26 protein-coding genes and 1 tRNA gene are annotated in these 23,371 nt (G+C 46.2%); 14 read left to right on the top strand and 13 right to left on the bottom strand.

Features of this window, described 5'->3' with window-relative positions:
* Positions 1–33: 33 nt before the first annotated feature.
* From D0S45_17790 to modA (D0S45_17760), 7 genes are all read right to left on the bottom strand, one after another.
* Positions 34–1,053: a molybdopterin-binding protein gene (locus D0S45_17790; GenBank protein TIH12523.1), complete on the bottom strand. Its 1,020-nt coding sequence runs from the start codon at positions 1,051–1,053 to the stop codon at positions 34–36.
* Positions 1,054–1,721: 668 nt separating this feature from the next.
* Positions 1,722–2,453 (bottom strand): hypothetical protein, encoded by a 732-nt coding sequence (locus D0S45_17785; GenBank protein ID TIH12522.1) that lies wholly within the window; start codon positions 2,451–2,453, stop codon positions 1,722–1,724.
* 12 nt (positions 2,454–2,465) lie between these two features.
* Complete coding sequence (locus tag D0S45_17780; protein ID TIH12521.1) at positions 2,466–3,140, bottom strand: ABC transporter permease subunit; 675 nt, start codon at positions 3,138–3,140, stop codon at positions 2,466–2,468.
* 4 nt (positions 3,141–3,144) lie between these two features.
* The gene (modA, locus tag D0S45_17775; GenBank protein ID TIH12520.1) at positions 3,145–3,870 is read right to left on the bottom strand and encodes a molybdate ABC transporter substrate-binding protein; all 726 of its coding nucleotides are present in this window, start codon (positions 3,868–3,870) and stop codon (positions 3,145–3,147) included.
* Positions 3,870–4,574: an ATP-binding cassette domain-containing protein gene (locus D0S45_17770; GenBank protein ID TIH12519.1), complete on the bottom strand. Its 705-nt coding sequence runs from the start codon at positions 4,572–4,574 to the stop codon at positions 3,870–3,872. Before D0S45_17770 ends, modA (D0S45_17775) begins: the two co-directional genes overlap by 1 nt.
* Complete coding sequence (modB, locus tag D0S45_17765; protein ID TIH12518.1) at positions 4,571–5,236, bottom strand: molybdate ABC transporter permease subunit; 666 nt, start codon at positions 5,234–5,236, stop codon at positions 4,571–4,573. Before modB ends, D0S45_17770 begins: the two co-directional genes overlap by 4 nt.
* Positions 5,236–5,970 (bottom strand): molybdate ABC transporter substrate-binding protein, encoded by a 735-nt coding sequence (gene modA, locus D0S45_17760; protein TIH12517.1) that lies wholly within the window; start codon positions 5,968–5,970, stop codon positions 5,236–5,238. The genes modB and modA (D0S45_17760) overlap by 1 nt, the downstream gene beginning before the upstream one ends.
* A gap of 37 nt (positions 5,971–6,007) precedes the next feature.
* Between modA (D0S45_17760) and D0S45_17755 the strand changes: the two genes are divergently transcribed.
* Positions 6,008–7,186 carry a TOBE domain-containing protein gene (locus D0S45_17755; protein TIH12516.1) on the top strand — a complete coding sequence of 393 codons (1,179 nt, stop codon included), beginning with the start codon at positions 6,008–6,010 and terminating at the stop codon, positions 7,184–7,186.
* A gap of 41 nt (positions 7,187–7,227) precedes the next feature.
* Here the strand turns inward: D0S45_17755 and D0S45_17750 are convergent, their stop codons facing one another.
* Positions 7,228–7,764 carry a hypothetical protein gene (locus D0S45_17750; GenBank protein TIH12515.1) on the bottom strand — a complete coding sequence of 179 codons (537 nt, stop codon included), beginning with the start codon at positions 7,762–7,764 and terminating at the stop codon, positions 7,228–7,230.
* A gap of 146 nt (positions 7,765–7,910) precedes the next feature.
* On the opposite strand from D0S45_17750, the gene D0S45_17745 reads away from it, so the two are divergent.
* The 3 genes from D0S45_17745 (at position 7,911) to D0S45_17735 (ending at position 9,888) form a co-directional block, all read left to right on the top strand.
* On the top strand, positions 7,911–9,098 hold the full coding sequence (locus tag D0S45_17745) for a hypothetical protein (GenBank protein ID TIH12514.1): 1,188 nt from the start codon (positions 7,911–7,913) through the stop codon (positions 9,096–9,098).
* 91 nt (positions 9,099–9,189) lie between these two features.
* Positions 9,190–9,705, top strand: a complete 516-nt coding sequence (locus D0S45_17740; protein TIH12513.1) for a thiol peroxidase — start codon at positions 9,190–9,192, stop codon at positions 9,703–9,705.
* Positions 9,706–9,812: 107 nt separating this feature from the next.
* Positions 9,813–9,888: transfer RNA gene (locus tag D0S45_17735), tRNA-Thr, on the top strand.
* 173 nt (positions 9,889–10,061) lie between these two features.
* Here D0S45_17735 and D0S45_17730 read toward each other — a convergent pair.
* Complete coding sequence (locus D0S45_17730) at positions 10,062–11,462, bottom strand: hypothetical protein (GenBank protein ID TIH12512.1); 1,401 nt, start codon at positions 11,460–11,462, stop codon at positions 10,062–10,064.
* 335 nt (positions 11,463–11,797) lie between these two features.
* Between D0S45_17730 and D0S45_17725 the strand changes: the two genes are divergently transcribed.
* The 5 genes from D0S45_17725 to D0S45_17705 all read left to right on the top strand — a co-directional run bounded on the left by D0S45_17725 (position 11,798) and on the right by D0S45_17705 (position 16,058).
* On the top strand, positions 11,798–12,052 hold the full coding sequence (locus D0S45_17725) for a hypothetical protein (GenBank protein TIH12511.1): 255 nt from the start codon (positions 11,798–11,800) through the stop codon (positions 12,050–12,052).
* A gap of 15 nt (positions 12,053–12,067) precedes the next feature.
* Positions 12,068–12,277 (top strand): hypothetical protein, encoded by a 210-nt coding sequence (locus tag D0S45_17720; GenBank protein ID TIH12510.1) that lies wholly within the window; start codon positions 12,068–12,070, stop codon positions 12,275–12,277.
* Between the two features lie 11 nt (positions 12,278–12,288).
* On the top strand, positions 12,289–14,013 hold the full coding sequence (locus D0S45_17715) for a DUF3987 domain-containing protein (protein TIH12509.1): 1,725 nt from the start codon (positions 12,289–12,291) through the stop codon (positions 14,011–14,013).
* A gap of 522 nt (positions 14,014–14,535) precedes the next feature.
* A complete protein-coding gene (locus tag D0S45_17710; GenBank protein TIH12508.1) occupies positions 14,536–14,802 on the top strand; it encodes an XRE family transcriptional regulator in 267 nt (88 codons plus the stop codon).
* Complete coding sequence (locus tag D0S45_17705) at positions 14,799–16,058, top strand: type II toxin-antitoxin system HipA family toxin (protein ID TIH12507.1); 1,260 nt, start codon at positions 14,799–14,801, stop codon at positions 16,056–16,058. Before D0S45_17710 ends, D0S45_17705 begins: the two co-directional genes overlap by 4 nt.
* Positions 16,059–16,122: 64 nt before the next feature.
* Here the strand turns inward: D0S45_17705 and D0S45_17700 are convergent, their stop codons facing one another.
* The 4 genes from D0S45_17700 to D0S45_17685 all read right to left on the bottom strand — a co-directional run bounded on the left by D0S45_17700 (position 16,123) and on the right by D0S45_17685 (position 18,344).
* Entirely contained in the window at positions 16,123–16,509 is a 387-nt protein-coding gene (locus tag D0S45_17700) for a hypothetical protein (GenBank protein TIH12506.1), read from the bottom strand.
* Positions 16,510–16,642: 133 nt separating this feature from the next.
* On the bottom strand, positions 16,643–17,269 hold the full coding sequence (locus tag D0S45_17695) for an inovirus Gp2 family protein (GenBank protein ID TIH12505.1): 627 nt from the start codon (positions 17,267–17,269) through the stop codon (positions 16,643–16,645).
* Between the two features lie 522 nt (positions 17,270–17,791).
* On the bottom strand, positions 17,792–18,127 hold the full coding sequence (locus tag D0S45_17690; GenBank protein TIH12504.1) for a hypothetical protein: 336 nt from the start codon (positions 18,125–18,127) through the stop codon (positions 17,792–17,794).
* Between the two features lie 28 nt (positions 18,128–18,155).
* Positions 18,156–18,344, bottom strand: coding sequence for a hypothetical protein (locus tag D0S45_17685; protein ID TIH12503.1), 189 nt, complete (start codon positions 18,342–18,344; stop codon positions 18,156–18,158).
* Positions 18,345–18,439: 95 nt separating this feature from the next.
* Here D0S45_17685 and D0S45_17680 point away from each other — a divergent pair, with 95 nt between their 5' ends.
* From D0S45_17680 to D0S45_17660, 5 genes are all read left to right on the top strand, one after another.
* On the top strand, positions 18,440–18,841 hold the full coding sequence (locus D0S45_17680; GenBank protein ID TIH12502.1) for a helix-turn-helix domain-containing protein: 402 nt from the start codon (positions 18,440–18,442) through the stop codon (positions 18,839–18,841).
* A gap of 128 nt (positions 18,842–18,969) precedes the next feature.
* Entirely contained in the window at positions 18,970–19,647 is a 678-nt protein-coding gene (locus D0S45_17675) for an ERF family protein (GenBank protein ID TIH12501.1), read from the top strand.
* Between the two features lie 84 nt (positions 19,648–19,731).
* On the top strand, positions 19,732–20,727 hold the full coding sequence (locus D0S45_17670) for an AAA family ATPase (GenBank protein TIH12500.1): 996 nt from the start codon (positions 19,732–19,734) through the stop codon (positions 20,725–20,727).
* Positions 20,728–20,809: 82 nt separating this feature from the next.
* Positions 20,810–21,805 (top strand): DUF3150 domain-containing protein, encoded by a 996-nt coding sequence (locus D0S45_17665; protein TIH12499.1) that lies wholly within the window; start codon positions 20,810–20,812, stop codon positions 21,803–21,805.
* A 12-nt stretch (positions 21,806–21,817) separates the two neighbouring features.
* Positions 21,818–23,356: a hypothetical protein gene (locus D0S45_17660; protein ID TIH12498.1), complete on the top strand. Its 1,539-nt coding sequence runs from the start codon at positions 21,818–21,820 to the stop codon at positions 23,354–23,356.
* The last annotated feature ends 15 nt before the right edge of the window (positions 23,357–23,371 follow it).

The following is a 23,371-nucleotide window of genomic DNA, read 5'->3' as shown; positions in this document are numbered from 1 at the left end:
CGCAGGCGTCCGGGAAGGACGTCGAACTATCCTCTATTTACCGAAAGAACACAGCGGGTAGCGGCAGGTGTCGCAACCGGCGCAGAAACCACCGTGGCCCAATTCGGCGATTTCCATGCGGGTGGGCCGTTCACCAGCCACGATCCGCGGAACAATAAGGTCGAAAATGCTGGCCCGGTAGTACATGACACAGCCCGGCAAACCCACGATGGGTACACCGTTCAGGTATCCGAGCATGAACATTACTCCGGGGAAAGTGGGGGAGCCGTAGGTGACTATTTCGGCACCTGTGGCTCTGATTGAAGCCGGGGTCTGATCGTCGGGGTCGACGCTCATGCCTCCGGTGACCACCACCATCTGCGCTCCGTCATCAATTGCTTTAAGGATCGCGGTGCTGGTCATATCGGGGTCATCGCTGACAAAGGTCTGTCCGATCACATCCGAGTTGAGCTTGGAAAATTTATTGCGGATAACCGGGCCGAATTTGTCCTTGATCCGTCCGTGATAAACCTCGCTTCCGGTGGTGATCAGGCCCACTTTGAGATTACGGAAAGGCTTTACGCTGACGATGGGACCGCAATCACGACAGATTTCTTCCACCTGTTCGATCTTGCTCTCATCAATGACCAGCGGGACAACGCGGGTTCCGGCAACTTCACGGGATTCGGTGATCTGGATACCGTTATGCAGGGTCGCCACAACGACTTCATCAATACTATTGATGTGGTTCAGGGCTTCTACATTGATGCAGAGCAATCCCGGAGCGGCGATCATATTAATACGTCCTTCGCTGATGTCGGTGAGGGTGATTCCCGGACCGGCTACAGCTTTGGAAATGCGTCTTGCAGCATCGTTTTCATGCAGCTGCCCTTCTTCGAGGGTCAGGATGTAAACATGTTCTTTGCCGATTTCTAAAAGTACCGGAATATCTTCCGGGGTAATTATGTGCCCTTTCTTAAAGGCGGGCCCCTTGTATTCGCCGGGGACGATGCGGGTCATGTCGTGACAGAGGACATTGCCGATGGAGTCCTGAACAGGAACAGTTTTCATCATGAGTTAAGGCTCCGGGGTGAAATAGGTTTTGTTGCAATGACCGCACGTTTTGTTTGGCGGCAGTCTGTAAGTTGTCTGTTTGCAGAATCTTTTTCGATATATCAAAAAAGACATAATTTTAGATGCTGAACCAGCCGAGAGAAACTATGAGAAAGTCTCTATGAGCTTGTGTTTTATATGTCCAACCGGATACAATAAGTCAAGGAACCACAATATATTGGCGGTTTGGAATCGTTCCTTTTTGGACAATCTCGCACAGCCCTTGATTGGCAAGGGATGCTTCGGCCGCACCTTAATTGCCTGTAACCTACAGCAAAATTAGGTCCAAAATGACATAGTTAATGAAAACGGGGGGTTGGTGAGGTGATGATTTTCAGGACTGGATCAATATTTTTAAAAATATTTTTACAGACTTTTATTTGCGTGCTATAATTTACAGTTTAATGTGTGAAAACACGCATAAAAAGCTGGCCGCATAAGGAGTGTGTCATTTTGAGACAGTTGTCACAGGGGACTGTGTCAGAAGCAGACTGTGCAAAATGGAAACTGCTATATGTCAGGCTGGAAGCGGGTTGCGAGGAGATGTAATGCCTGTGAGCAGAATGGAAACCTGCCGGATTATGATATAGATAAAGTTTTCTTTTCCGGCAGGTTGTCGATTCTTGGAGTCAGGAACTTTGGCAGCAGAACCGTTGCCAGCCCATCATTTCTGCGGCTGCGGAAACAGTGGTGCCGAAAAATATGGTTGGTTTGTCCTCACGCAGGAAATTGTTGATACTATCGTTAACAATGGTTGACCCGGTGACAACCAACAGGTTGACATTATCCAGCACTTCGGCGGTGCTGTCCGGGCCTTCCACGGTTATGCCGCATTTTACGTTGCCGATATTATCTGGGTCGAGATCCACAATGCGCATATCAAACCGTCCGGAAAGAGCTTTAATCATGGCAGGCTGATAGCCGACCAGTCCCAGCTTGGGTTTACCGTATTTTTCTTCAATGTAATCCCCTAGCTTGGGGGCGCACAGGGCCGGGCCTTCATCCTTGCAGTGGATGGTTCGTTTGGCTTTGCCGAGGCTGCATTGTACGGCGTTCAGAGCAGAAACAAAGATGGCCCTTCGAAAATTGTTACTCAGTTCCATTTCCGCAATTTCGCGCAAAGTGTTGCTGAAATTCCCGTAGCGGTCAGTGAATGCCTGCCCTTTGCAGCCCTGAAACTGCGCTTCCATCAGTTTTTCTTTACCTCGCAGTAAAGGGAAGTCGTCTCCTTCGGGATTGCCGATGGCTTCTTCAGTGCTTAGGGTTCGGGCCGTCACCTCGATTTTTTCATCAAGTATGCCTGCCGATTGCCAAATTTCGTGTGCCCTTGATTGGACCTCTTTTAAGATGGATTTATTCATTGTGATTCCTTTTTATTCCGCGTCAGAAAACTTTTTCAGCGCGCTGAAGATGGTTATGGAAGCGATGCCGATGATGGATGAGAGGACCGCTGCCCGTTCAAATTCACCGTTAAAAACCGCATTGTATATTTCAAGGGAAAGGGTGTTGGTGCGCCCGATGACATTTCCGCCCAGCATGAGGCTCATGCCTACTTCGCCAAGGGAACGGGCCAGAGCCAGCAGGGTTCCGGCAGCAATGCTTCTCTTTGCGCAGGGCAGCAGCACTTGCAGGAATATTTCGGTTTCAGATTTTCCCAGAACCGCCGCAACTTCGCGCAGTTTGGTGGCTTCAGCTGATTTCAGGGCAGCCTGAACCGGTTTGACCAAGAGCGGCAGTCCGGCAATGAATGCCGCCACTACCAGACCGGGAAATCCGAAAATAATGGAGTCCCCAAATATGTTTGCAGCCGGGCCGCGCCTGCCCAGCAGGAAGAGAAGCACAAAGCCTGTTGCTACCGGGGGAAACACCAGCGGCAGGGTTACGGCACTATCCACGAAATTATGAAGCGTCCCCTTGGTCCGGGAAAGCCAGAAGGCTAGTGGCACCCCAACTGTTAGTTGCAACACTCCCGCTACAGCCATGACCTGTGCGGACAGGGTCAACGGGCTTAGGGTTGCGCTGTCAGAGAGGATTGCCGCAATGTTCATATCATTAGTCCTGCATGCCGTGGGCAGCAACGATTTTACGGGCTGCGTCAGATTTGAGGAAGTCCATGAATGCCGTACATTCAGCCGCGTGGGCGGAGTTGCTCATCTGTTCAATAATAATGGATATGGGCGAATAGGCAGACTCGTCCACAGCCACAAAACCGCCGATGGAATCCTTGATTTTACGGGCATGGGTCAGGTTGATGAAAGCATAGTCCACTTCTCCGGCTACTACGTAGGAGGCCGACTGCGGAACTGTGGCAACCATAAGCAGTTTGGGTTCAAGCTTGGCAACTAAGCCTTTGTTGCGCAGGTATTGCATTGCTGCCTTGCCGTAGATGGCTCTTTTAGTGTCCGGCAGGGCTATGCGGGTGGTGCTTTCGGATACTAAATTTTCAGCACCTGTAAAGTCTTTGCCTTTTGGGTAGGCAATAACCAGTCGCCCCCGGCCCACTTTTTGGGTTGCGCAACAATCCAGCTTAGCCCTGTCCAGAAAGGATTTATCGCCGAGGACCAGATCAACAGTGCCGCTGTTTTTGGCTTGAGCTGTGACCCGGGCCATGTTGCCGTAAACTCGCTCCACTTCATTTCCGGTTTTAGCCGTGTATTCTTCAGTGAGATTGTCCACCAGTGCGCGGTAGCCTGCGCCGGATGCAATCACTATTTTGGCCTGAGCAGCAACAGGAACGGAGAGCAGGATGAAAAGCAGCAGGGTAGAGAATTTTTTCATTACATATTTCCTACAAGTTCAAGGTGAGGGTGAGGTTTGGGTTCGGGACAGAATCTTTTTTTCTGTCGGTCCAGCCATTCTGGTGATTCATGCCCGTTTTCAAGTACGAAGATAGAATCAGCCAGATAATATGCCTCCTCAAGGTCATGGGTCACGTGGATGATGGGGATGTTCAGTTCGCTTTTTAAGGACCGCAGTTCCTTGCGCAGCCCTTCGCGGGTGGCGATATCTAGTGCGGAAAAGGGTTCGTCCAATAGAAGCAGCACTGGTTCGCGGGCAAGGGCCTGACAAAAGGCCGCACGTTGGCGTTCCCCGCCGGAGATGTTGGCCGGTTTGCTTTCTGCAATGTGGGATATTCCGAATTTTTCCATCAGTCCCGGAACACATTCCTTGTCTACTGCCGCGAAGGCCACGTTTTTGCGTACGCTCAAATGCGGGAAAAGGGTGTATTCCTGAAAAACAAGGCCCAGGCCGCGTTTCTGGGGCGGGGCAAAGTTATTGGTTGCCGTATCCACCCAATTTTTGCCGTTAAGTGAAATGGTCCCCATATCCGGTTTTTCCAATCCGGCAATGATGCGGACCAGTGTACTTTTTCCGGCTCCTGAAGGGCCAACCACGGCGGTCAGGGTGCCGGGTTTACAGTGCATGGCTACGTCCAGCGCGAAGTTGGGCAGTTGCTTACGAATATTTATCTTCAGACTCATGATCTACTCCGGCTGACACGGTTGATCCGGTTGATGGCCAGCAGAGCCAGAAAGCTGACCGGGATGATTGCCAGTGACATATACATGGCATCGTCGTAGCGCATGGCTTCCACTGCTTCGTAAATGGCGATGGAGGCGACCTTGGTGGAACCGGGAATAGACCCGCCGACCATGAGGATTACCCCGAATTCTCCAAGGCTGTGGGCAAAGACCAGCATGGCTGAAGCTGCCAGACCGGGCAGACTATTGGGCAGAACCACCCGGAAGAATGTCGCCGTGGAGGTTAGTCCCAGTACTGCTGAATTTTCCAGCAAGCGGATATCCAGTTTTTCAAAGGCCGCACGCATGGGCTGTACTGCAAAGGGCAGGTTATAGACCAGCGAGGCCAGCAATATTCCGGAAAAGCTGAAGACCATGCGTTCTCCGGTGAGGTCGTTCCATAGTCCTCCCAGAGACCCCTGCGGCCCCATAACTATGAGCAGTCCGAAGCCGAGGACCGTGGGAGGAAGCACCATAGGGAGAGAAACAACAGCATCAACCAGACTTTTGCCCTTGAAATCAACGAAAGCGAGAATGTATGCGATAGGCGCGGCAACCAGCGGGATGAACAGAGTCGTAGCCACAGCTAGTTTGGCCGAGATATAAAGCGGGTAAAAATCCATTAGTCGTATCCGTATTTTTTCTTGATGGCGGATGCTTCGGGACCGGACAGGAATTTTACGAATTTTCGGGCCACTTCCTTGTGTTCTGAGGATTTGAGAATGCAGGCGGCCTGAATTACCGGGGGGGCTTCTTTTACGACCACAAAACCGCCTTTTTTGCCTGCGGGGGTGAACATGGATGAGTATGCGCAGAATCCGGCGTCAGCAGCTCCGGTGGAAGCAAATTGAAAGGTCTGGGCAATGGTCTGGGCAAAGACAAGTTTCGGCTTGACCAGATCCCAGAGTTTGGCTTGTTGCAGAGCAACCATGGCGGCGGTGCCGTAAGGAGCTGTCTCCGTGTTGGCAATAGCGATCTTTTGAAATTTTCCGTCCATGATGGTTTTTTGCCAGCTCTTTTCAATTTTATTTTTGTCCTTGGACCAGAGAACCACTTTACCTTTAGCGTAGACAAATGGAGTTTCAGCCAGTCCGTCACGATAAAGTATCTGGGGGCGGCGTTCATCTGCTGCCAGAAACAGATCAAAAGGCGCGCCGTTTACTATCTGGGCGTACAATTTTCCGGTGGAGGTGTAAGTGGCCAGAACTTCAAGTCCGCTGCTTTTTTTGAAGGCCGGGATGATTTCTTGCATGGCGGGCATGAAATTGGCAGCCTGTGCGACCATGAGGTCGGCAGCGTTTGCCGAAAAAGGCAGGGCCAGCAGTAGGGTCAGGATGAGTGCGCTGAGTCGTTTCATTCTCTGTTCTCCGTTTTGAAATTGAGGTCTTCTTGAATTGGCTTTATCAGTGTCCTATGCTTATGCAGGGAGCGGTAAAAAATTCAAACCGGTCACGCATTTTTTTAAAAACGTGACTGCTCGAAGGGTTATTCAAGTGAGAAACAAAGGTACCGAAAATCAGGATTCACAGACCTCAGAGAGTAGGCTTGCTCCCGCAGAAGTGTTTGATGTTCCTGAGAATATCCTCCATCTCAGCGGTCGGGATCTTTCTATTCTGGAAGAAGAATTCCGTGGCTGGAAGGATGGGGCAACACGCGCGGATTACGTCCGCTCCCGCACAAGGGCTTTTTGTCTGTTCCTCGTGCTCAGGCATAGCGGGGCCAAGCTTGGTGAGATTCTGGGGCTTGATGAGCGTGAGGCGGTTGATCTCGATCGGGCGGTTGTTCTGCTTGGACGGAAAGGGCATAGCCGCGAAGTTCCCCTGCCGCAATCTGTCTGCCGGGAGCTTAAGGGGTTAATTGATGGGCCCATGGGATCAGGACTTGAGGGGGAGCTTTTTCATCTTGATCCCGGCTATGTGCGTCGTATTTTTTACGAGCGGGCCGAGTCTTGCGGGCTTGAGCGCAAAAAGGGTGCTCCTTCGGTTTTGCGCCGTTCAAGGGCCGTGGAAATGCTGCGCAATGGTGTGCCGCTGGGCGTGGTGCGTAAGGTTCTCGGACAGTCTTCAGCCGATCTTGCGGCAGTCTATCAGGAATGGTCATCCGGGGACGTAAAGAACATTGTCCGCCGTATGGCTCTTGAGGAAAACGCGCTTAAATCCAGTGCCCGTAATACTTTTATAGGGCAGGTCAGCTCCGTGCGCCGTGATGGAATTTTGGCCGATGTTGAATTCGAGACCGCCGAAGGTTTTACTATCAGTTCAGTCATCACCCTTGAAAGTCTTTACAAACTTGATCTGGAACCGGGAATTTCTGTTTCCGCTACAGTGAAAGCCCCGTTGGTGGCTGTGCGTCCTCTAAAGGGAAAAGGAATCAGTTCCCGTAATTGTGTTCGGGCCAAAGTAACATCCATCAAGCAGACTGAAGTGCTGGCTGAAGTCTCTGGGGAATCCGCCGCAGGGACCCAGATGTGTGCGCTGGTCACATCATGGTCTATTGAAGAGGAAGGACTGTTTGAAGGGGCTGATGTGGAATTTTGCTTTAAGGCTTTGTCTGTGGTTTTGCACGCGGTGTAAGGTTGGACAGGTATAAAATACCTGCCCAAATTTGAGTATATTTAGAATGGCTGGCCGTTGTTGATCAGGACTTCTCCTTTTAGTACATTGTTGCCGCTAACTCTGCTTTTCTCAACACCGCCTATCAGGGCTTTTCTCTGCTGCGGGTCGTCGGATTTCCATTCAACTACAGCATACCCATATATGGTGTGTACTGAATTGCCTGAGCCTAACTGGTAATAGCGGGTAGAGTGAGCCGGAATTTCAAAAAGCCCTGTCCCGCTTGATACGACAGTTCCTATTCCTCCTGAGGCTCCTGATTCTATTCTCATTCCAGTGATTACTTCGTTGCCATTATGATCATAAACGATGACATTGCATTGAATCGCTTGATTTGTAATATTTGAAAGTTTTATCACGGTCCACTCGCTACTTGCGGAATCGCGATAACGGGAAACAACACTAGGAATAAGAGTGCTGCCTTGAGCATTGAACACTGTTTCCGCGAATGCTGCACCACTGGTTATCAGTATCAAAGCCATTGCCAGGAATGTTTTTGTTATTACTTTCAAGTTATTGTCCTTTGTTTGAGGTTGCATACTGACGGCTTTATTATTTGAGGTATACTGAGTTGTCAACTCTGCAAGTTATCGTCCTGCATGCGTTCTGATTTTTATTTAGCCCCAGCATATGTTATAATGTCATATTGGGTCTCTTATGGCATATAATCCTCCCCTTTGTGGTGATGGATTATGGCGTTTTGTCTGAACAGCGGATGGTGCGTGTGCGTTATTTTTTTATTTTATTTTTTTTCGTTACGCTTTGCGTTTCTTTTTTTGCCTTTCCAGCAACAGCCTCTTGCGAGGATGGTGAAAAATTGGGCAAAGGAATGGAGGTCGTCTTCCTCAATCCCGGCAAATCCGATCCCAGTGATCCCACCGGCGGTTTTTGGCGTGAGGTCAGTTCTTTTATGCAGGCCGCTGCCGATGATCTGGGCATAGATCTGGAAATAATTTATGCCGAGCGCAATCATCTATTGATGGGCAAAGAAGCTGAAGCGGTCCTCAGCCGTGAGAATCTGCCTGATTATCTGATAGTGGTTAACGAGAAGCTTGCGGCAGGCAAGATCATTGCCCATGCAGATAAAAAAGGCGTTAAGGTTTTTAATCTATTGCTGAATTTTTATGGTGATCAGGCTGCTGAACTGGGGAGTCCGAGGGATAAGTACAAAAATTGGATTGGTGGGCTGGTCCCGGACAACCGTTGGGCCGGATACAATCTGGCGAGGAAGTTGGTTGAGAAGGCCAGAGAGCAGGGGATTGCAGAAGAAGAGATGAAGCTTTTGCCCATTGCCGGGGACTATGCCACTCAGGCTACCTTGCTTAGAAATCAGGGGTTGAGTTATGCGCGTGCGGATTTTTTTGACGCTAAATTTTTTCCTGAGATCCATTGTTTGTGGCGTAAAGATAAAGCTTTTGAGCTTGTAACCAAATTTTTAAAGCGGGACCCGAAAGTAAATATAATCTGGGCTGCTAACGATCCCATGGCCCTCGGTGCCATTGAAGGTGTTAAGAAGAACGGGCTGACTCCGGGTAAAGATGTGCTGGTGGGCGGTATCAACTGGGATAAGCCTGCGCTTGAGGCTGTCAGAGATGGTTCTTTAGCCCTTTCCGTGGGCGGACATTTTATGACTGGCGGCTGGGGGATGGTGATGCTTTATGATTACCATCACGGCTATGACTTTGTTGGAAAAGCTGGAGCGATGATCAGAAAGAGAATTTTCTGTGTGATTGATGAGCGGAATGTGGAGCGTTTTCTAAAGAGGTTTGGGGCACGCGACTGGTCAAAAATTGATTTTAAGAAATTTTCCAAAGCCTGCAATGGTGATCGATCCGACTATGACTTTTCAGTAAAAGCACTGCTTAAGAATTAGGTTGTGATTATTAAATTCGGATCGTTGTTGTAGGAAAATTTTGGCTGTGCTATCGGTTATCCAACAGAAATCAAATCAACGGAGTTGAATCATGAATGAAAGAACAGGTATAATCACTTTTCAGGGCAATCCCCTGACCCTTCTTGGCGATGAGATTAAAGTGGGCGACAAAGCTCCTGAATTCAGCGTGACCGATAATGGACTTGCTCCCAAAGCCTTAGCTGATTTCGCAGGAAAGGTGCTGATCATCAGTGCCGTGCCCTCCCTTGATACCCCGGTTTGCGATATGGAAACCCGCAGGTTCAACAATGAGGCCGCATCCCTTGGCGATGATATCAAAATCCTGACTCTGTCCATGGATCTTCCCTTTGCTCAAGCCCGCTGGTGCGGTGCTGCCGGAGTTGAAGCCGTGCAGACCCTTTCTGATTATAAGGATTCCTCTTTTGGCGAGGCTTATGGTGTCCTGATCAAAGAGCTGCGCCTCCTGAGCCGCGCGGTATTCGTAGTCGATAAGGCTGGTGCTGTGCAGTACGCGCAGTATGTAAATGAAGTCACCGAGGAACCGGATTATGATGCAGCTTTAGCTGCTGCGAAGAAGCTGGTTTAGCAAGACTCTGAATAAAAAACAGAAGGCTTCTCATAACTTGGGAAGCCTTTTTCTATTTTAGACTTGACCGCAAAATGCGTGCTAAGCTAAAGAAAATCTCACCAAAAGCCAACGTAGCTCAGTCGGTAGAGCAGCTGATTCGTAACCAGCAGGCCGTCGGTTCAATTCCGATCGTTGGCTCCAGTTAAATCAAAGGCTTACATCGTTTTGATGTGAGCCCTTTCTTGTTTTTTGCGAATGTGGTGGCTGTTGTGGTGGCGGTACGGCGTTGGTATGGAGGGTGATGGTGTGGGAAGGTACTCCCTGTTTAAGTGGTGGTAAGTGTGTGACTACTTAACTGGATGCAGAGGTAAAAATTACAGTCTATTTTTTTTAGCTGTATTAAAGGGTAAAACTTTACCTTCTTCAATGCATCGTTTTGTTCTGTTGTAAAGCTTATTGTACGGTTTTAATTCATCTTGAATATCATATGCGTTATGACCAGCATGTATTAATTCACAGAGTTCTTTTTCGCTATCTTTGTCAGCAAACCATTTTTGCGAACATAATTTTTTACATGCATCCATAAGGGAAAAATTTTTTTCCTGTTGTCCAGAATGAATTGAGTCCCAGAGAAATAGTCCGATCATGCGTGCTCGATTATTGGAATAATATTTTGCTTCAGTTCCATCTTGCCTAATAACATTATTTCTTTTTGCTTTTTCCAATGATAATTTAGCAAAAACCTTAGTTGGTTTGAAGTTTTGCTTGTCTAAAATTATTCCTGAATAAAATTCTCTTTCTGGAAAATTGTCATCAGAATTCAAAATATTAGTAATTAAATTTGAACTAGCAATAGAAAACAATTCATATGGATATAATCCATATTTTTCAACTAAATCAAAACTAACTGACTGATCAATAGTATAGTTTTCCCAATGCAAATCTATATATTCCATTGTAGTCATAAAACTAGGAACAGAATCCTCATTATGAAAACCTTTTGCCAAAGCACCTATCTCAGTCTGTTGAGAACAAAAAATTTTAAAGCTGCAATATTTATCACCACATCCGAGATCCTTGAAAATGAAAGGCCAATCTCCGTAGTTTTGCCTTTCAGTAGTTCTCCATAAGCACTCGCTACAATGTTCAACCTCTAAATCATCTAACAACTTAAAAGCCTTTTCCATTCCCTCGAATAACTGTTGAATCTTTGCAGCGTATTCATTATCTGCGGAAATATCTTGAATAAATTTTCGTTTAATATATTCGTATCTCCAAAAATTAATTTCCGCTGCTTTCTTGAAAGAGAGGTTTATCTCAGTTTGTATTTTAGTAATTTTTGCTACAGCCTCACGCAGAGGGGGGATCAATTTATTAATTTCTCGCTTTGCGGACACACCTTTTATAGCATTTCGGCAATTATCCCCACCAAGCAATAAGTCTAGAAATATTGAACACTCAGGAGATTGGTGAAATCTGGCATCGTTTTCATCAATTAGAATTTCGAATCCATTCTCAACGTGCCATCTGTATGTTTGATTCTGTGTTAGTGCTAAGTATGCAAAAGAAATGCATAAGCGTTCCTCGTCATTAAATTTAGTATGCTTTTTCCCAGAAAATACAATTCCGCCAGATTTATAATATTTGCGTATTTTTCTTATAAATCTTCGAACGTTACTAATGTCGTCAGATGAAAAAAACTGTACGGCTTCCAACTTCCGCATAGCAGTTTCAGTTTCGGTGGTTTCTCCAGTTTTAAGATGATGTCCACCCATGAAGTGATACAACGCATCTCTTTTTCCTCTTTTGAATTGTTTTGATGATTCAAACCGCATAATCATATTTATATTAAATGTTTATGTGTGCTTTTTGTTTTTTTGAAGTTAGTCCGCTTATACAGGGATTTCGGATTCGCTTAAAAAAGGTCCATGCAGAGTTGAAACAACGAGGGCTGACCTTCAGGGGAAAGCAGAAAAACAGAATCATACATCACGGAGCGGTGGGTTGCAAAGATTCTGATACTGCCGCCCTCCGGTTGTCTCCTCTGCATGAAGTTCATTGTTTCAGCCGGGCTATGGCCCCACATTGTTTTTTTAACTTAGGAGGAAAAATGATTTCCGAATCAATTTTGAAAAATGTTGAAAATGAATTCCCGCCGGTTTTCACCCGCAAAGAAGCCGAAAGGCTTACAGGCGGTCTCATCAAGGCAAAAACTCTTGCCAATCTGGACTCGCGTCGGCTGGGCCCTCCCGGCAAATTTCGCATGGGAAGACAGGTCGGCTACAGCAGGGAAGAGTTTTTGAGCTGGTTCGTCAAAAGAATTGAATTCACCGGGAATACTCCTGAAACCATCAACCGCGCATAAGCGGGGAGATTAACCATGTCTAAAGATAAGAAAAAAATACATGAGCTTGAAGTAGTCGGCTCAGAAGAAAGCTCTATGGAAGATGCGGCACAGTTGGCAGTAAACTCTTTGCGGGAGGCACTGGACGATTTGCCGCCTTGGGCGAGTGAATCCGTTGAATCTCTTGAGATCGTCTGTGAACCGACAGTCTCTTATAAAATTAAAATCAAAGCTAACCTTAAATAGTGGAGGACGTTATGGCTAGCATTTGGGATAAAGTTAAAGATGCTCCTGATGGAGCAACGGAAGTTGAAATAGAGGTTGAATCTCCCTCGTCGGAGTATCTTCCTAAGAAAACTTATGATTATGATGATTATCGAAGGGAGCGGACTGCACAAAGAAATACCCCCAGCTGGCAGTTTCGTGAAAACCATGGCGATAGAGACTTTATTGATTCTGTCAATATGGAAAAGCAATATCGCAAAGCGCAGAAGGATCAGGAAGACATGGAAAAAGAGGAGGATTACAAAGCTGCCGTCGAAGACGAAAAGCGGTATCTTGAAACTAAGGAAGTACGCCCCCTTCCTAATGATTACAGGGTAGACGACAATATTCCTAATGTCTTTTCGCCTAAGACACAGAAGTGGATTGACGACTTCAGTAACAGCTTTGATGTTCATCCAAGTGTGGCCATGGCCTTGCTCTTCGGAGTTGCATCCATTGCCTGTCAGGGTAAATTCAAAGTTGTCCGCCATGGAAACCATTCTGAACTGGTTACGCTGTATGTATTGGTCACGATGCCTTCAGGTAAACTGAAGTCACCAATGATGGAAGCTGCGCTTGCTCCGGTAGTGGAGCTGGAAAAGGAGTTGCGTATCAGCTCAGCATCGGAAATCAGCAAGAGCAAAACAGCTCGTAAAATCTACACCGATATGATTAAAGCGGAGGAGAAAAAAGCGATTAAGACCGGTGCTGTGGAAGTTGCTGCCGAGACAATATGCGAGATTGAGCAGAAAATGCCTCCTGTCATGTTTCCGCCGAAGCTTGTTTTGTTCAAGTTTACCCCGGAAGGACTTGAAAGCCATATGCATGAGCAGGGCGGATCGATAGCCCTCGCTGGTGCTGAACTGGGGTCTCTCAAGAAGATCTCGGCAGATAAGGATGACCTTATGCTTCAAGGTTGGGCAGGGGAGTCATACTCTTACCGGAAGCGTGACGAAGAAATAACGATTAGCAACCCGTGTTTGTCTATGTTGTTCGCCACTCAGGAAAGAACCTCTGAAAAGCTTCTCGGCAAACAAGCTCTTTGTGAGGACGGCCTTGTCAGCAGGTTTACTTGTCTGGTGCCCCCTGATGTGCGGAGAAAATTCGGTGCTGTCACCACTGATGAAATTCCGCAGGAAAGCAGGGATTGGTTTCGGACTCTTGTCAGAAAGATTCATGGAATTAAGCGTCATGAAACTGGATGGCATAATTTCAGCATGCCCAGAGGGGGGATCGGTCAGCGTGAATGGGATGCTTTTTATGCACACACCCAGATGATCGCTTCTTCTGACTCCACGCCTGATGTTCTTAAGTCCTATTACCGGAAACTGGCAGGAACAGCACTTAGGTTTGCGGGACTCCTTCATTTGATTGAAGCTGTCGGCAACGGCACTAATCCTGACCACGAATTGAGCGATGACAGTATTCTCAGCGGGATTGATATTGCGGACTTTTTCGCTCAGCATGCAGAAGTTGCGCTTGATATATCTGCAAACAATTCGCTTGAGCTCGCCCACAGGGTTGTCGAGCATATCTCCGACCATGCTGGCGAAGAAATCAAGGTGCGGGATATATATCGCGCTTTGCATGTTACGAAAGACGTCATTGAACCGGCCTTGTTTCTTCTGGAGCGGAACAATTACCTCTCGTTACTTAAGTTCAAAACTTCGGTACGTTGCGTGGTCAACCCGAGGCTCAGAAGAAGGCATTGTCGATAACATGAACTACGTGACACCCGTGACATGTCACCGCTGTCACAACTTATAAGCTGGTCAATACTGTGTTTTGATAAATTTCTGGTGCGAGAAAAGGGCCGTGTGGCTGCGAGATGTTCTCCTGCTGAAGCTGCTTGAATATACAATAAATGAACTGCGATCTGAAAAGTAAAGATACCTGCTGTAGTGAAAATGAAGATGACCAAATGATATTCACGCCATCAAATACGGTGGCGTTGCCTTAAGCGATTTTTCTAGATTTTGTAATGAAGTATATTTTTTGAATACGAGAATGAGGGCGAACGGAAAGGTTACCCCATGACAATAAGTTTAGTCTGTTCGTGCCTGAATCAAATCAGATAAGGGGGTGTGGCCTCGGCAGCCCCTCTTTATCTGTGTATACGTGGTCTTTGAATTTTAATATTTTTCTAATACAATGATGTTTACTAATGCTATTTTTGATGCTTTAATGATACCATGTCGATCCTTAACATCAATACGTCTTCTGAAGGCACACAAGCCATAATGCGCAATATTCGGGAAGAAAGGCTGATCCGTAACTGGACTCAAAAGATGCTTTCTGAAAGGTCTGGTGTATCGCTCTCCACTCTCAGGAAGTTTGAGCAGACCGGCAAGATCTCTTTGGAGTCCTTCGTCAAGATTTGCTTTTGCCTTGATCTCCTTGACGAGCTGATAAAAGTCACTGAACCAAGATCGCAGGAGTTTACCTCCATGGATCAGGTGCTTGAGAAGCCCACAATCAAACAACGACAGCGAGCCAGAGGAAAATGAGTCCAGCAGAAAGTAATCATAAACGGCTTGATGTGTATTGTGATTTCGGTACAGAGCGGCATCATGTTGGGGTTCTTGCTCAACGGGAAAGTGATATTTACTTCGAGTACACGGACGATTTCATCGAAACCGGTCTTGAAATATCCCCCATTAAGCTACCGATTAAAACGAAATTCGTGAAGTGCAACTCGCCTTTTGAATCCCTGCCCGGTGTATTCTATGACTCTCTTCCTGATGGATGGGGCCGATTGCTCATGGAAAGGTTGCTCCGGTCAAAGGGGATTCACCCCAGTCGGATCACTCCGTTGGACAGGCTGGCTTATGTAGGTCTCAACGGGCTAGGTGCACTTGAATATGAGCCTGCTGTCTCTCAGCCAGATTTACGGGAATTGAGCCTTGATGAAATTGCTGGTTATGCCCGTAATGTGCTGGATGAAGAACTTGCCGGAACTCCGAATGAAGTGCTTGAAGCTTTGCTGCATCTGAATGGCTCTTCAGCAGGGGCAAGACCTAAGGTGCTGGTCAACAGGTGTTCCGATGGGACTATGAAGTGTTTTTCCATGACAAGCGGTGGAGCAAGGTCATGTCCAGATGAGACTTCGGAACCGTGGATGGTGAAGTTTCCGAATACTCAGGATGGCAAGAGCAGTGGGGCTCTTGAATTTGTTTATTCCATCATGGCCCGTAATGCCGGAATAAAGATGCCGGAAACGGATCTTTTGCCTTCCAGCGATGGACCGGGGTATTTTGGCATCAAACGGTTTGATGTCTCCGGCACTGAAAGATTTCACATGCATACTGCCTGCGGTCTTCTTGAAGCTGACTACCGAGTCCCGGCTTTGGATTATCAGGATCTGATAAAACTGGCCTACATTCTGACCAGAAACCAGCAGGAAGTTGAGAAGGTTTACCGGCTGGCTGTTTTCAACGTGTTTGCCCACAACCGTGATGACCATGGCAAAAACTTTACCTTTTTGATGGATAAAGCCGGAGAATGGACTTTTTCCCCTGCCTATGACCTGACGTATTCTCATGGTCCCAACGGAGAGCAGTCCACCATGGTGATGGGTGAAGGGCGAAATCCGGGAAAAGAACATCTGGTTGATCTGGCAGCAGTTGCCAATGTAAGCGATAAAAAGGCTGAGCAGATTATTGGACAGGTTAAGGGTAGTTTGTCGGAATTTGCAAAGCTGGCAGATGAGTATGGGGTCTCTGCGGAATTGAAGGCAGAAGTCCTTTTGCATCTCAGCAGTTAATTAGAAATATTCATCAAAAAAAGGGCTCTGAAATAATATCAAAGCCCTTTTATAACAGTTGCAGCTATGCATTCCTGACCATCTCAAACCGAACTGAAGGATTAACCTTCCTGCGGGAAGTAATGGTTATTTGCGTAATTACATTCTTAATATGTCGTCCGTTTCGCTTTAGGCTTTCCGCATACGGTATCAAATCACGAACTGCTGCATCAGAATGAATTGTTAACCTGTAGGTCCTGCCTTGCAGCTTTATGTCAAAATCAATAGCAGGAACCCAGCCTTCTGGCATTGGCTCACCGGGACTCCACTCAGCTTCGTCCTCAAATCTCCAGCGATAAGTATTCCAACGCAACCTTCTGGCACCGACAGGAATAAGTCTTGCTTCAATAGTGCTACCAAACGATTCATCGAAACACATGAAATCTTTTTTAAAAAATTTAAGATATAACATATTTCCCCTTTTGTTTGAAAATGAAAAAGCCTCAATACACTCGTATCAAGGCTTACGCTTGTTGCAGTTTAAATGACCGTCTTTAGCTCAAATACAGATCTTGGAAACCATCCCAACACCCGTTTTCATTTTTTTAATCAATACTTTTGGGAATCCTTGAATAACCGAATTCTCTATGTCGTTTTGGTGCATACCCCTTGGTGTTTTCTTTAGCCAAATAACTGCACCGATTATGACAGTAATCATAGACTTTATCAAAATCAGGATCATTTCTCCGTAACATGTAACTATTCGCCTGACGTTCTCCCTTACGGGATATGTTGCAGTGATCCACAAGACCAGCTTGATCAGACCCAGTAGTAGACCTCCAGACTTCTTCTGCTTTGCTCAAAAGCTTATAGGGTGATTGCATTTTGTTTCCATCCACAGCCACCATAAGGTGATAGTGCTGATGTTTTTCCCTGCTTTGCTCACGAACCCAGAGATAGTGAGGATCGTATCCTTGTCTTTTAAAATATTTGGAAAACTTAGATGCAAAATCTTGGATGTCTTTATTCTTATCTGGAGCACAAAGATCACTTGGGTATCTTAAATCCATCCTTACACATAGTACCTTGTTGTGTTTTTGTGTTGTATGTTTCAGAATAGAACTCATTGAATTTAGTATCTCAGTCTTACAACCTTGATTCTTTTCTTTATTTGTCAAGATTGAATTCCCTTTATATGTTTTTTCAAAAGTAACAGTCATATTAAACTCCATTAGTTTTAAGATTTAATTTGTTTCTAAATTATAATCTTTTAATTTTATTTTTCATAATATGACTGAATTAGAATTTTAAAATACAAATTATATTTTATTTAATATTTTGATATAGGTCTCTTTTTAGAGACCGTTATAAACATAAAGTTTGTTTTATTGTGTTTTGGTATACATGTTTCTTTGCAGAAACTAATATGATAATTTTATTTTGTTCTTTAGATATTACCATATACCTAGCTTAAAATGATAGCCATGAATATTCAATATCTCACTCAGTGTTGTTTAAATGGTATTTGTACAATGTAAATATTGTGACTGAATTAAGTTTACTTATAATATAGTAGAAGTGAATTGTGTCAAAATTTTGTTTTATGTGTGCTAGTTCTTAGGCTCGGAGATTAAACATAGATTGTAAAGCTCTTAATTCCACGTCTCAGGCAAAACAAAATCCATCCGAAAGATAAACTTCGAATGGATTATGTATTTCAGCAGTCAGGTCTGCCAGTATATGTATTGCAGAAATTATTTCTCGTAAGTGACTGCCAGCTTATTATCGACAAGGTGCTTAGCTATTTCATAGTCTGGATCATAGGTTGCCAGATTGTGGGCAGCCATACCTATGGCAGAAGCTGCACCAAGTAGTCCTGTAATCCCGCCGAACAATGTTCCTCCTGCCGCAGCAATTCGACCGTAGGTGTAGATACGGCAGGAATATCCTTCTTTTTCAATTTGTTCTTCAATAAGATCAACAGCATTTGACATTTTGCTACCGAGTCCAAGAATGGAAAAGGAGCTTTTCTTTTTGATCAGTTCTTTTGCTGAGCCAGACTTAAGCTCATCATAAGTTATTGATTTCATGTCGACCTCTTAAGCAAGATGGAATCGATCAAGCCCGACTTCTGTCTGGCAAGAATATATAAATAGCTAAGAGACCCAACGGGCCACCAAAACCTGTTAGCAGCAAAAAAAATAAAATCAAAAAAGGACTGCTCCCTCTTTTTTTAGCAATCCTCAATGATTGCCATACGCACAATATCCAAATGATGACCCCAAGAATAACAACCAGTCCAGACATTATTTACTCCTTGATTTTAAATTATTTTTCGATACGAGCCGAACTAACAGTGTCGCTTGGCAATCACCATTAGCACCGATCAGTGTCAATAGTCCATAAATTTTACCCCTGAAAGAAGGTTTTCAGACATCCCCCACTCCTCCACACTACAATTCAAACGAGAGGAGCATATTGTGTCAGATTTATTGGAAAAAATTGGGTCAAGAATCAGGGCCCTCAGAACTGCCAATGATTTAAGCCAGCAAAAAATGGCTGAACTAGCAGAAATAAGTTACAAATATCTTGGTGAGATAGAGAGAGGGCAGGTTAATCTGTCCGTTGAGATTCTGATCAAGATTTCCAATGCTCTGCATGTTGACCCGGCTGAGATCCTCGCCATGGAATCCACTGACGACAGTAGCCTCTCACGGGCAAAATTCTTACTTTCTGAATTATCTGAGCAGGATATAAAAAGAGCAATTGATCTGCTGGAAGCTCTGAAGAAACACGCAAACTAGCCTGATTTCACTGATTATCAAATAATTTAAAACATATATTATCACTGTAGTATAAACCGATTTTTTATCGCAGAAGCTCCTGACCACATATCAACGGAAAGGAGCTTCTTTTATTGCAGGAGGTAATCATGGAAAATTTCACGCTTTGTTCGCCGGAGATAACCGAGCTGGCCGGAGCCATGCTGAAGGTACAGCAGACTTTGAAACCCGCTGCCAAGGATGGACAGAACAGTTTCACCAACAGCAAATATGCCAGCCTCCAGTCTGTTATGAGTACATGCAAAGAGGCTCTGCTTGCCAATGGCATCTGGCTTACTCAGCTGCCCGTGCAGGTTGAAAATGGAAATCTGGGACTTGTCAGCAAGATAGTCCACGCTGAATCAGGTCAGTGGCAATCTTCTTTGCTGGTCATGCCTTTGTCGAAATCTGATCCTCAAGGGTATGGTTCTGCAATGACGTATGCCCGCAGGTATGGACTTGCAGCACTCATCGGTGTGGTTACAGAACATGATGACGATGCTGAAGGCTCATGCCGTCCACAAAACATGGATAATGGATATGATCCATCCAGACATCTGGGACCGGCTTCATCTGGGCATCAACAACAGCCACAGAACAAAGGTAGCTCTTCATCGAATCTGCCTCGCCTTGAAGGGATTCAGTACCGTAAAGAAAATGGACAGAATGGCAGGTCATGCATCTTAGCAACCGGCAATACCCATTCACAGAAGGACTCTTTGCGTAAAGCTGGATTTCGCTGGGATGGCAACCGCAAACTGTGGTGGAAATACGAACAGGCAGCTTAGCCTAAAGACCAAGCATATTTTTTAATTTCAGGCACATCTGATCAAGGTGTGCCTTTTTTATTGCTCAATGTTCAGGAGTACAACATGTCAAAAATTAAAGAAGAAATTTATAAGCTGGTTTCCGTTGAGCTTGATGCAGGACAAGTATTCAGCGGTAAGGCTTCTGGTCGTATGGTTCAGGGATTTGAATCTGCTTCATCATTCACGCCAAATCTGGATACTGAATATCTTTTCCATGAATCCAGCCGGGATGTTGTGGTCTGGTTCATGGACAGTTCCGATCCGATCTATCTGTTCGGACCTAGTGGCAGTGGGAAAACCAGTCTTATCAAACAGCTGGCTGCAAAGCTCAATTACCCTGTCTTTGAAATTACTGGTCATAGTCGTCTGGAGTTCCCTGAAATGATCGGTCACCTCACTGTGGAGCATGGCAACATGGAATTCCAGTATGGTCCGCTTGCTCTTGCCATGAAATACGGAGGGCTATTCCTGCTCAATGAGATCGACATCATTGATCCTGCCACAGCTGCTGGCTTGAATGGGATTTTGGATGGTGAGCCGCTCTGCATCCCTGAAAACTCCGGGGAGATTATTCCCCCTCATCCCATGTTCCGTTTTGCCGCTACTGCCAACTCCAACGGCGCAGCCGACGAAACAGGACTTTATCAAGGCGTTGTTCGTCAGAACTTGGCTTTTATGGACCGGTTCTGGCTCTGCGAAATCGGCTATCCCACCCCTGAGGCTGAAAGTGAGCTGCTTGCTCGCAAGGTCAAGAATCTGCCTGAAAATATCCGTAAGAAAATGGTCGAATACGCCAACTCCGTGCGTAAGCTGTTCATGGGCGAAGCATCCGGCAACCTTACAGATACTATTGAAGTAACCTTTTCAACCCGTACTTTGATTCGCTGGGCGGACCTGACTGTCCGCTTTCAGCCTTTAGCCCGTCAGGGAATTCAGCCGGTAACTTATGCCTTAGACCGTGCTCTTGGTTATCGGGCCAGTCGTGAGACTCGCACAGTTCTACATGAACTTGCTCAGCGTATATTTCCGATGGAAGACGAATCAGAATCAACATCATAAATAATACACGCAAATTTCTATAAGCGGGGATGGCTTCGGCTGTCTCCGCTTTTATTTTGTGCGTCCGCAGAAGGAGATAATCATGGAATCCAAAACCCGCATCACGGTCCTCAACCATATCTTGGCCTTGAATCTGGATGTGAACATCTGGTCGGCTAGAAAGAAGCTCACTCCGTCAGATTTTGGAGCAACGCAATTACCACCGGAAGATTTGGCATCTCTAGGAAGCAAGAGGGTTTGCAATCCTGAAGATCTGCGTATTTTCGGCACACTTAAATCCCGTGCAGTGAACATGCTGGATCGTCACGGAGTGCGGTTCCTTGGTGGCTGGGCCATTCCTGAAAAGGTAGCTGATGAAATCGTGAAAGAACTCACTGTAATTGAAAAGGAATTCTTCGCTGCAAAAGAAGACTTCCTCAGCCGCTATGATGAGTCAGTGCAGGACTGGATCAAACAGCATCCCGGTTGGGAAAAACTAATCGGCAGTTCCACGGTCAGTGCTGAACATGTCCGTTCCCGGATCGGCTTCAAATGGCAGTTTTTCAAGCTTGCAGCACCGGACAAAAAATCAGTGAAAAAGGGACTCAAGGACGAAGTTAACAATCTTGGCTCCACTCTCTTTGATGAAGTTGCCAAGTCAGCCACTGAAACATGGAATCGCTGCTATGCCGGAAAGGTCAAGGTCACGCATAAAGCCCTTTCGCCGTTGCGGTCCATCTACGACAAACTAAACGGCTTATCCTTTATTGACCCCAGAGTTTTGCCCATAACCGACCTGCTCCAGACCGCTTTCAACAAGGTTCCTTCCCGTGGATTTATCCGGGATGAAAATCTGCTCATGTTGCAGGGAGTCGTCTCCCTGCTCAGAGAGCCAGCCCTGTTGATGGAAAATGGACAGAAACTTCTTGATGGAGCCACTTCTGAAGGATTGCTGGAGAGTCTGACAGCAATGCCGAACCGTCCCATTAAAGTGACTGACGATGCTGAAGAAGCATCTGAAAATGACCCTGAAAATTCAAAACAAAATCTCAGCCCACAGACGCCTACTCAACAGATTGATAGTCACGGGTTGTGGTAATCAGGAGGTTTTATGAACAACAAATTGCTTATGAAATCCTTACCTTTAGTGGCTAGTGTTCTGGGCAGGAAATATGGTGTTCAGGTCCGTATCGGTGGCGATAAGGCTTTTACTGATGGGAAGAGCATTCAGCTGCCTGCTTTGCCGTTGAATAGTGACGAAACATTGCTGAATACGGCTCGTGGATTTCTTGACCATGAAAGTGCCCATATCAGGGAAACCAATTTCGAATGGCTCAAGCTGGCAAAGTTCACCCCGTTTGAAATGCACATCTGGAATTCTCTGGAAGACTGGCGAGTTGAAAACAAGCTGGCTGAAATCTTCCCCGGATGCAGACAGAACTTCCAGCGACTGATCCGTCACCTATTTATTAATGATAGCGATCAGGATCAGGGAGCTAAAAACGATCCAGCTACAGCAATCCTGAACTGGATTTTACTGACAGTCAGATCATGGGATGTTCCTGATCTGGAGAAAGCATGTGCTGATACCGCATCAACCATCGAAGTTCATTATCCCGGCCTTGTTGATCGTATAAACTCCATTCTGCAAAAGGTGCGGGCAAAGTGCAATTCAACGCAGGACTGCATCCTGTACACGCGGGAAATAGTTTCCCTGCTGAAGCAGCACCTGAACGAATCCCCGCAGATCAAATCCAAAGGCCGAGGCCCTACTCAGAATCTGGAAAAACTTATCAGGTCAACCTCTTCTGAATTGCCCAAAGGATTCAGCGAAACCTTGGAAGAGCATCTGCTCAAAAACGTCCCTGATAATATTGATGAAGGGCTTCAGGTTGCCAAGGATGGTTACAAGAAACTTGCTGAACTGGACAAGGACGAACTTACCCGGACACGTAGAGCTTCTACCGCTCTTAAATCCCGTCTGCATGGAATTATTCAGGCCAAGACAATCAAGCATGACCGCATCGGCAGAAATGGCCGTTTAAGTACCGCCCATCTGCATCGTATAGCCATTGGCAATCCTAAAATGTTTCGCAGCAGACAGGAAAGCCATGGGATCAGCACAGCTGTCCACATCTTAATGGATTGCTCAGGATCAATGCGTAAAAGAATCGGTTTGGCTTCGCAGGTCAGTCATACCGTGGTCAGCGCACTTAATTCCATCAACGGCGTAAATGTCGGGGTCAGTGCCTTTCCAGCAATAAGGGTTCAAGGAGGTGATAACTACGATGAACCGACTGTGGCCCCAATCCTCAGCCACGGCCAAAAACTGCATACCCGTTTCGGTCTGGCTGCATCTGGATCAACCCCACTGGGTGAAGTGCTCTGGTGGACATTCCAGCAAATGCTGCCGCTACCGGAAAAGCGAAAGATAATTATTTGTTTGACGGACGGCGTTCCGGACAACCCGGCCAACGCACAGCAAGCGATAAAAGACGGAAGCGCATACGGCTTCGAAATATACGGTCTCGGAATCAACTCCGAGGCCGTTTTTCATTTGTTTCCCGGAAAAAGCAGGGTCATCACCGAGCTCCCGGATCTGGCCCCGGCCATGTTCGATCTGCTTCAGGATTCACTCACCAATCAATAAAACAGGAGGTTTACC

Source organism: Marinifilum sp. JC120 (assembly GCA_004923195.1).
In the GTDB taxonomy this organism is placed as follows: Bacteria; Desulfobacterota; Desulfovibrionia; order Desulfovibrionales; family Desulfovibrionaceae; genus Maridesulfovibrio.
Note: the sequence above shows the minus strand (reverse complement) of the source record. Positions and strands in the feature narration are given on the sequence as shown.

What these genes read in the sequence shown, in the direction of transcription:
- D0S45_17665 (TIH12499.1), top strand. Translation starts at nt 20,810, where the DNA reads ATGGAATCCAAAACCCGCATCACGGTCCTCAACCATATCTTGGCCTTG.
- D0S45_17670 (TIH12500.1), top strand. Translation starts at nt 19,732, where the DNA reads ATGTCAAAAATTAAAGAAGAAATTTATAAGCTGGTTTCCGTTGAGCTT.
- modA (TIH12520.1), bottom strand. Translation starts at nt 3,870, where the DNA reads ATGAAAAAATTCTCTACCCTGCTGCTTTTCATCCTGCTCTCCGTTCCT.
- D0S45_17705 (TIH12507.1), top strand. Translation starts at nt 14,799, where the DNA reads ATGAGTCCAGCAGAAAGTAATCATAAACGGCTTGATGTGTATTGTGAT.
- D0S45_17695 (TIH12505.1), bottom strand. Translation starts at nt 17,269, where the DNA reads ATGGAGTTTAATATGACTGTTACTTTTGAAAAAACATATAAAGGGAAT.
- D0S45_17725 (TIH12511.1), top strand. Translation starts at nt 11,798, where the DNA reads ATGATTTCCGAATCAATTTTGAAAAATGTTGAAAATGAATTCCCGCCG.
- D0S45_17730 (TIH12512.1), bottom strand. Translation starts at nt 11,462, where the DNA reads ATGGGTGGACATCATCTTAAAACTGGAGAAACCACCGAAACTGAAACT.
- D0S45_17660 (TIH12498.1), top strand. Translation starts at nt 21,818, where the DNA reads ATGAACAACAAATTGCTTATGAAATCCTTACCTTTAGTGGCTAGTGTT.
- D0S45_17710 (TIH12508.1), top strand. Translation starts at nt 14,536, where the DNA reads ATGCGCAATATTCGGGAAGAAAGGCTGATCCGTAACTGGACTCAAAAG.
- D0S45_17720 (TIH12510.1), top strand. Translation starts at nt 12,068, where the DNA reads ATGTCTAAAGATAAGAAAAAAATACATGAGCTTGAAGTAGTCGGCTCA.
- modB (TIH12518.1), bottom strand. Translation starts at nt 5,236, where the DNA reads ATGGATTTTTACCCGCTTTATATCTCGGCCAAACTAGCTGTGGCTACG.
- D0S45_17750 (TIH12515.1), bottom strand. Translation starts at nt 7,764, where the DNA reads ATGCAACCTCAAACAAAGGACAATAACTTGAAAGTAATAACAAAAACA.
- D0S45_17790 (TIH12523.1), bottom strand. Translation starts at nt 1,053, where the DNA reads ATGATGAAAACTGTTCCTGTTCAGGACTCCATCGGCAATGTCCTCTGT.
- D0S45_17675 (TIH12501.1), top strand. Translation starts at nt 18,970, where the DNA reads ATGGAAAATTTCACGCTTTGTTCGCCGGAGATAACCGAGCTGGCCGGA.
- D0S45_17780 (TIH12521.1), bottom strand. Translation starts at nt 3,140, where the DNA reads ATGAACATTGCGGCAATCCTCTCTGACAGCGCAACCCTAAGCCCGTTG.
- D0S45_17690 (TIH12504.1), bottom strand. Translation starts at nt 18,127, where the DNA reads ATGAAATCAATAACTTATGATGAGCTTAAGTCTGGCTCAGCAAAAGAA.
- D0S45_17740 (TIH12513.1), top strand. Translation starts at nt 9,190, where the DNA reads ATGAATGAAAGAACAGGTATAATCACTTTTCAGGGCAATCCCCTGACC.
- modA (TIH12517.1), bottom strand. Translation starts at nt 5,970, where the DNA reads ATGAAACGACTCAGCGCACTCATCCTGACCCTACTGCTGGCCCTGCCT.
- D0S45_17700 (TIH12506.1), bottom strand. Translation starts at nt 16,509, where the DNA reads ATGTTATATCTTAAATTTTTTAAAAAAGATTTCATGTGTTTCGATGAA.
- D0S45_17770 (TIH12519.1), bottom strand. Translation starts at nt 4,574, where the DNA reads ATGAGTCTGAAGATAAATATTCGTAAGCAACTGCCCAACTTCGCGCTG.
- D0S45_17785 (TIH12522.1), bottom strand. Translation starts at nt 2,453, where the DNA reads ATGAATAAATCCATCTTAAAAGAGGTCCAATCAAGGGCACACGAAATT.
- D0S45_17715 (TIH12509.1), top strand. Translation starts at nt 12,289, where the DNA reads ATGGCTAGCATTTGGGATAAAGTTAAAGATGCTCCTGATGGAGCAACG.
- D0S45_17745 (TIH12514.1), top strand. Translation starts at nt 7,911, where the DNA reads ATGGATTATGGCGTTTTGTCTGAACAGCGGATGGTGCGTGTGCGTTAT.
- D0S45_17685 (TIH12503.1), bottom strand. Translation starts at nt 18,344, where the DNA reads ATGTCTGGACTGGTTGTTATTCTTGGGGTCATCATTTGGATATTGTGC.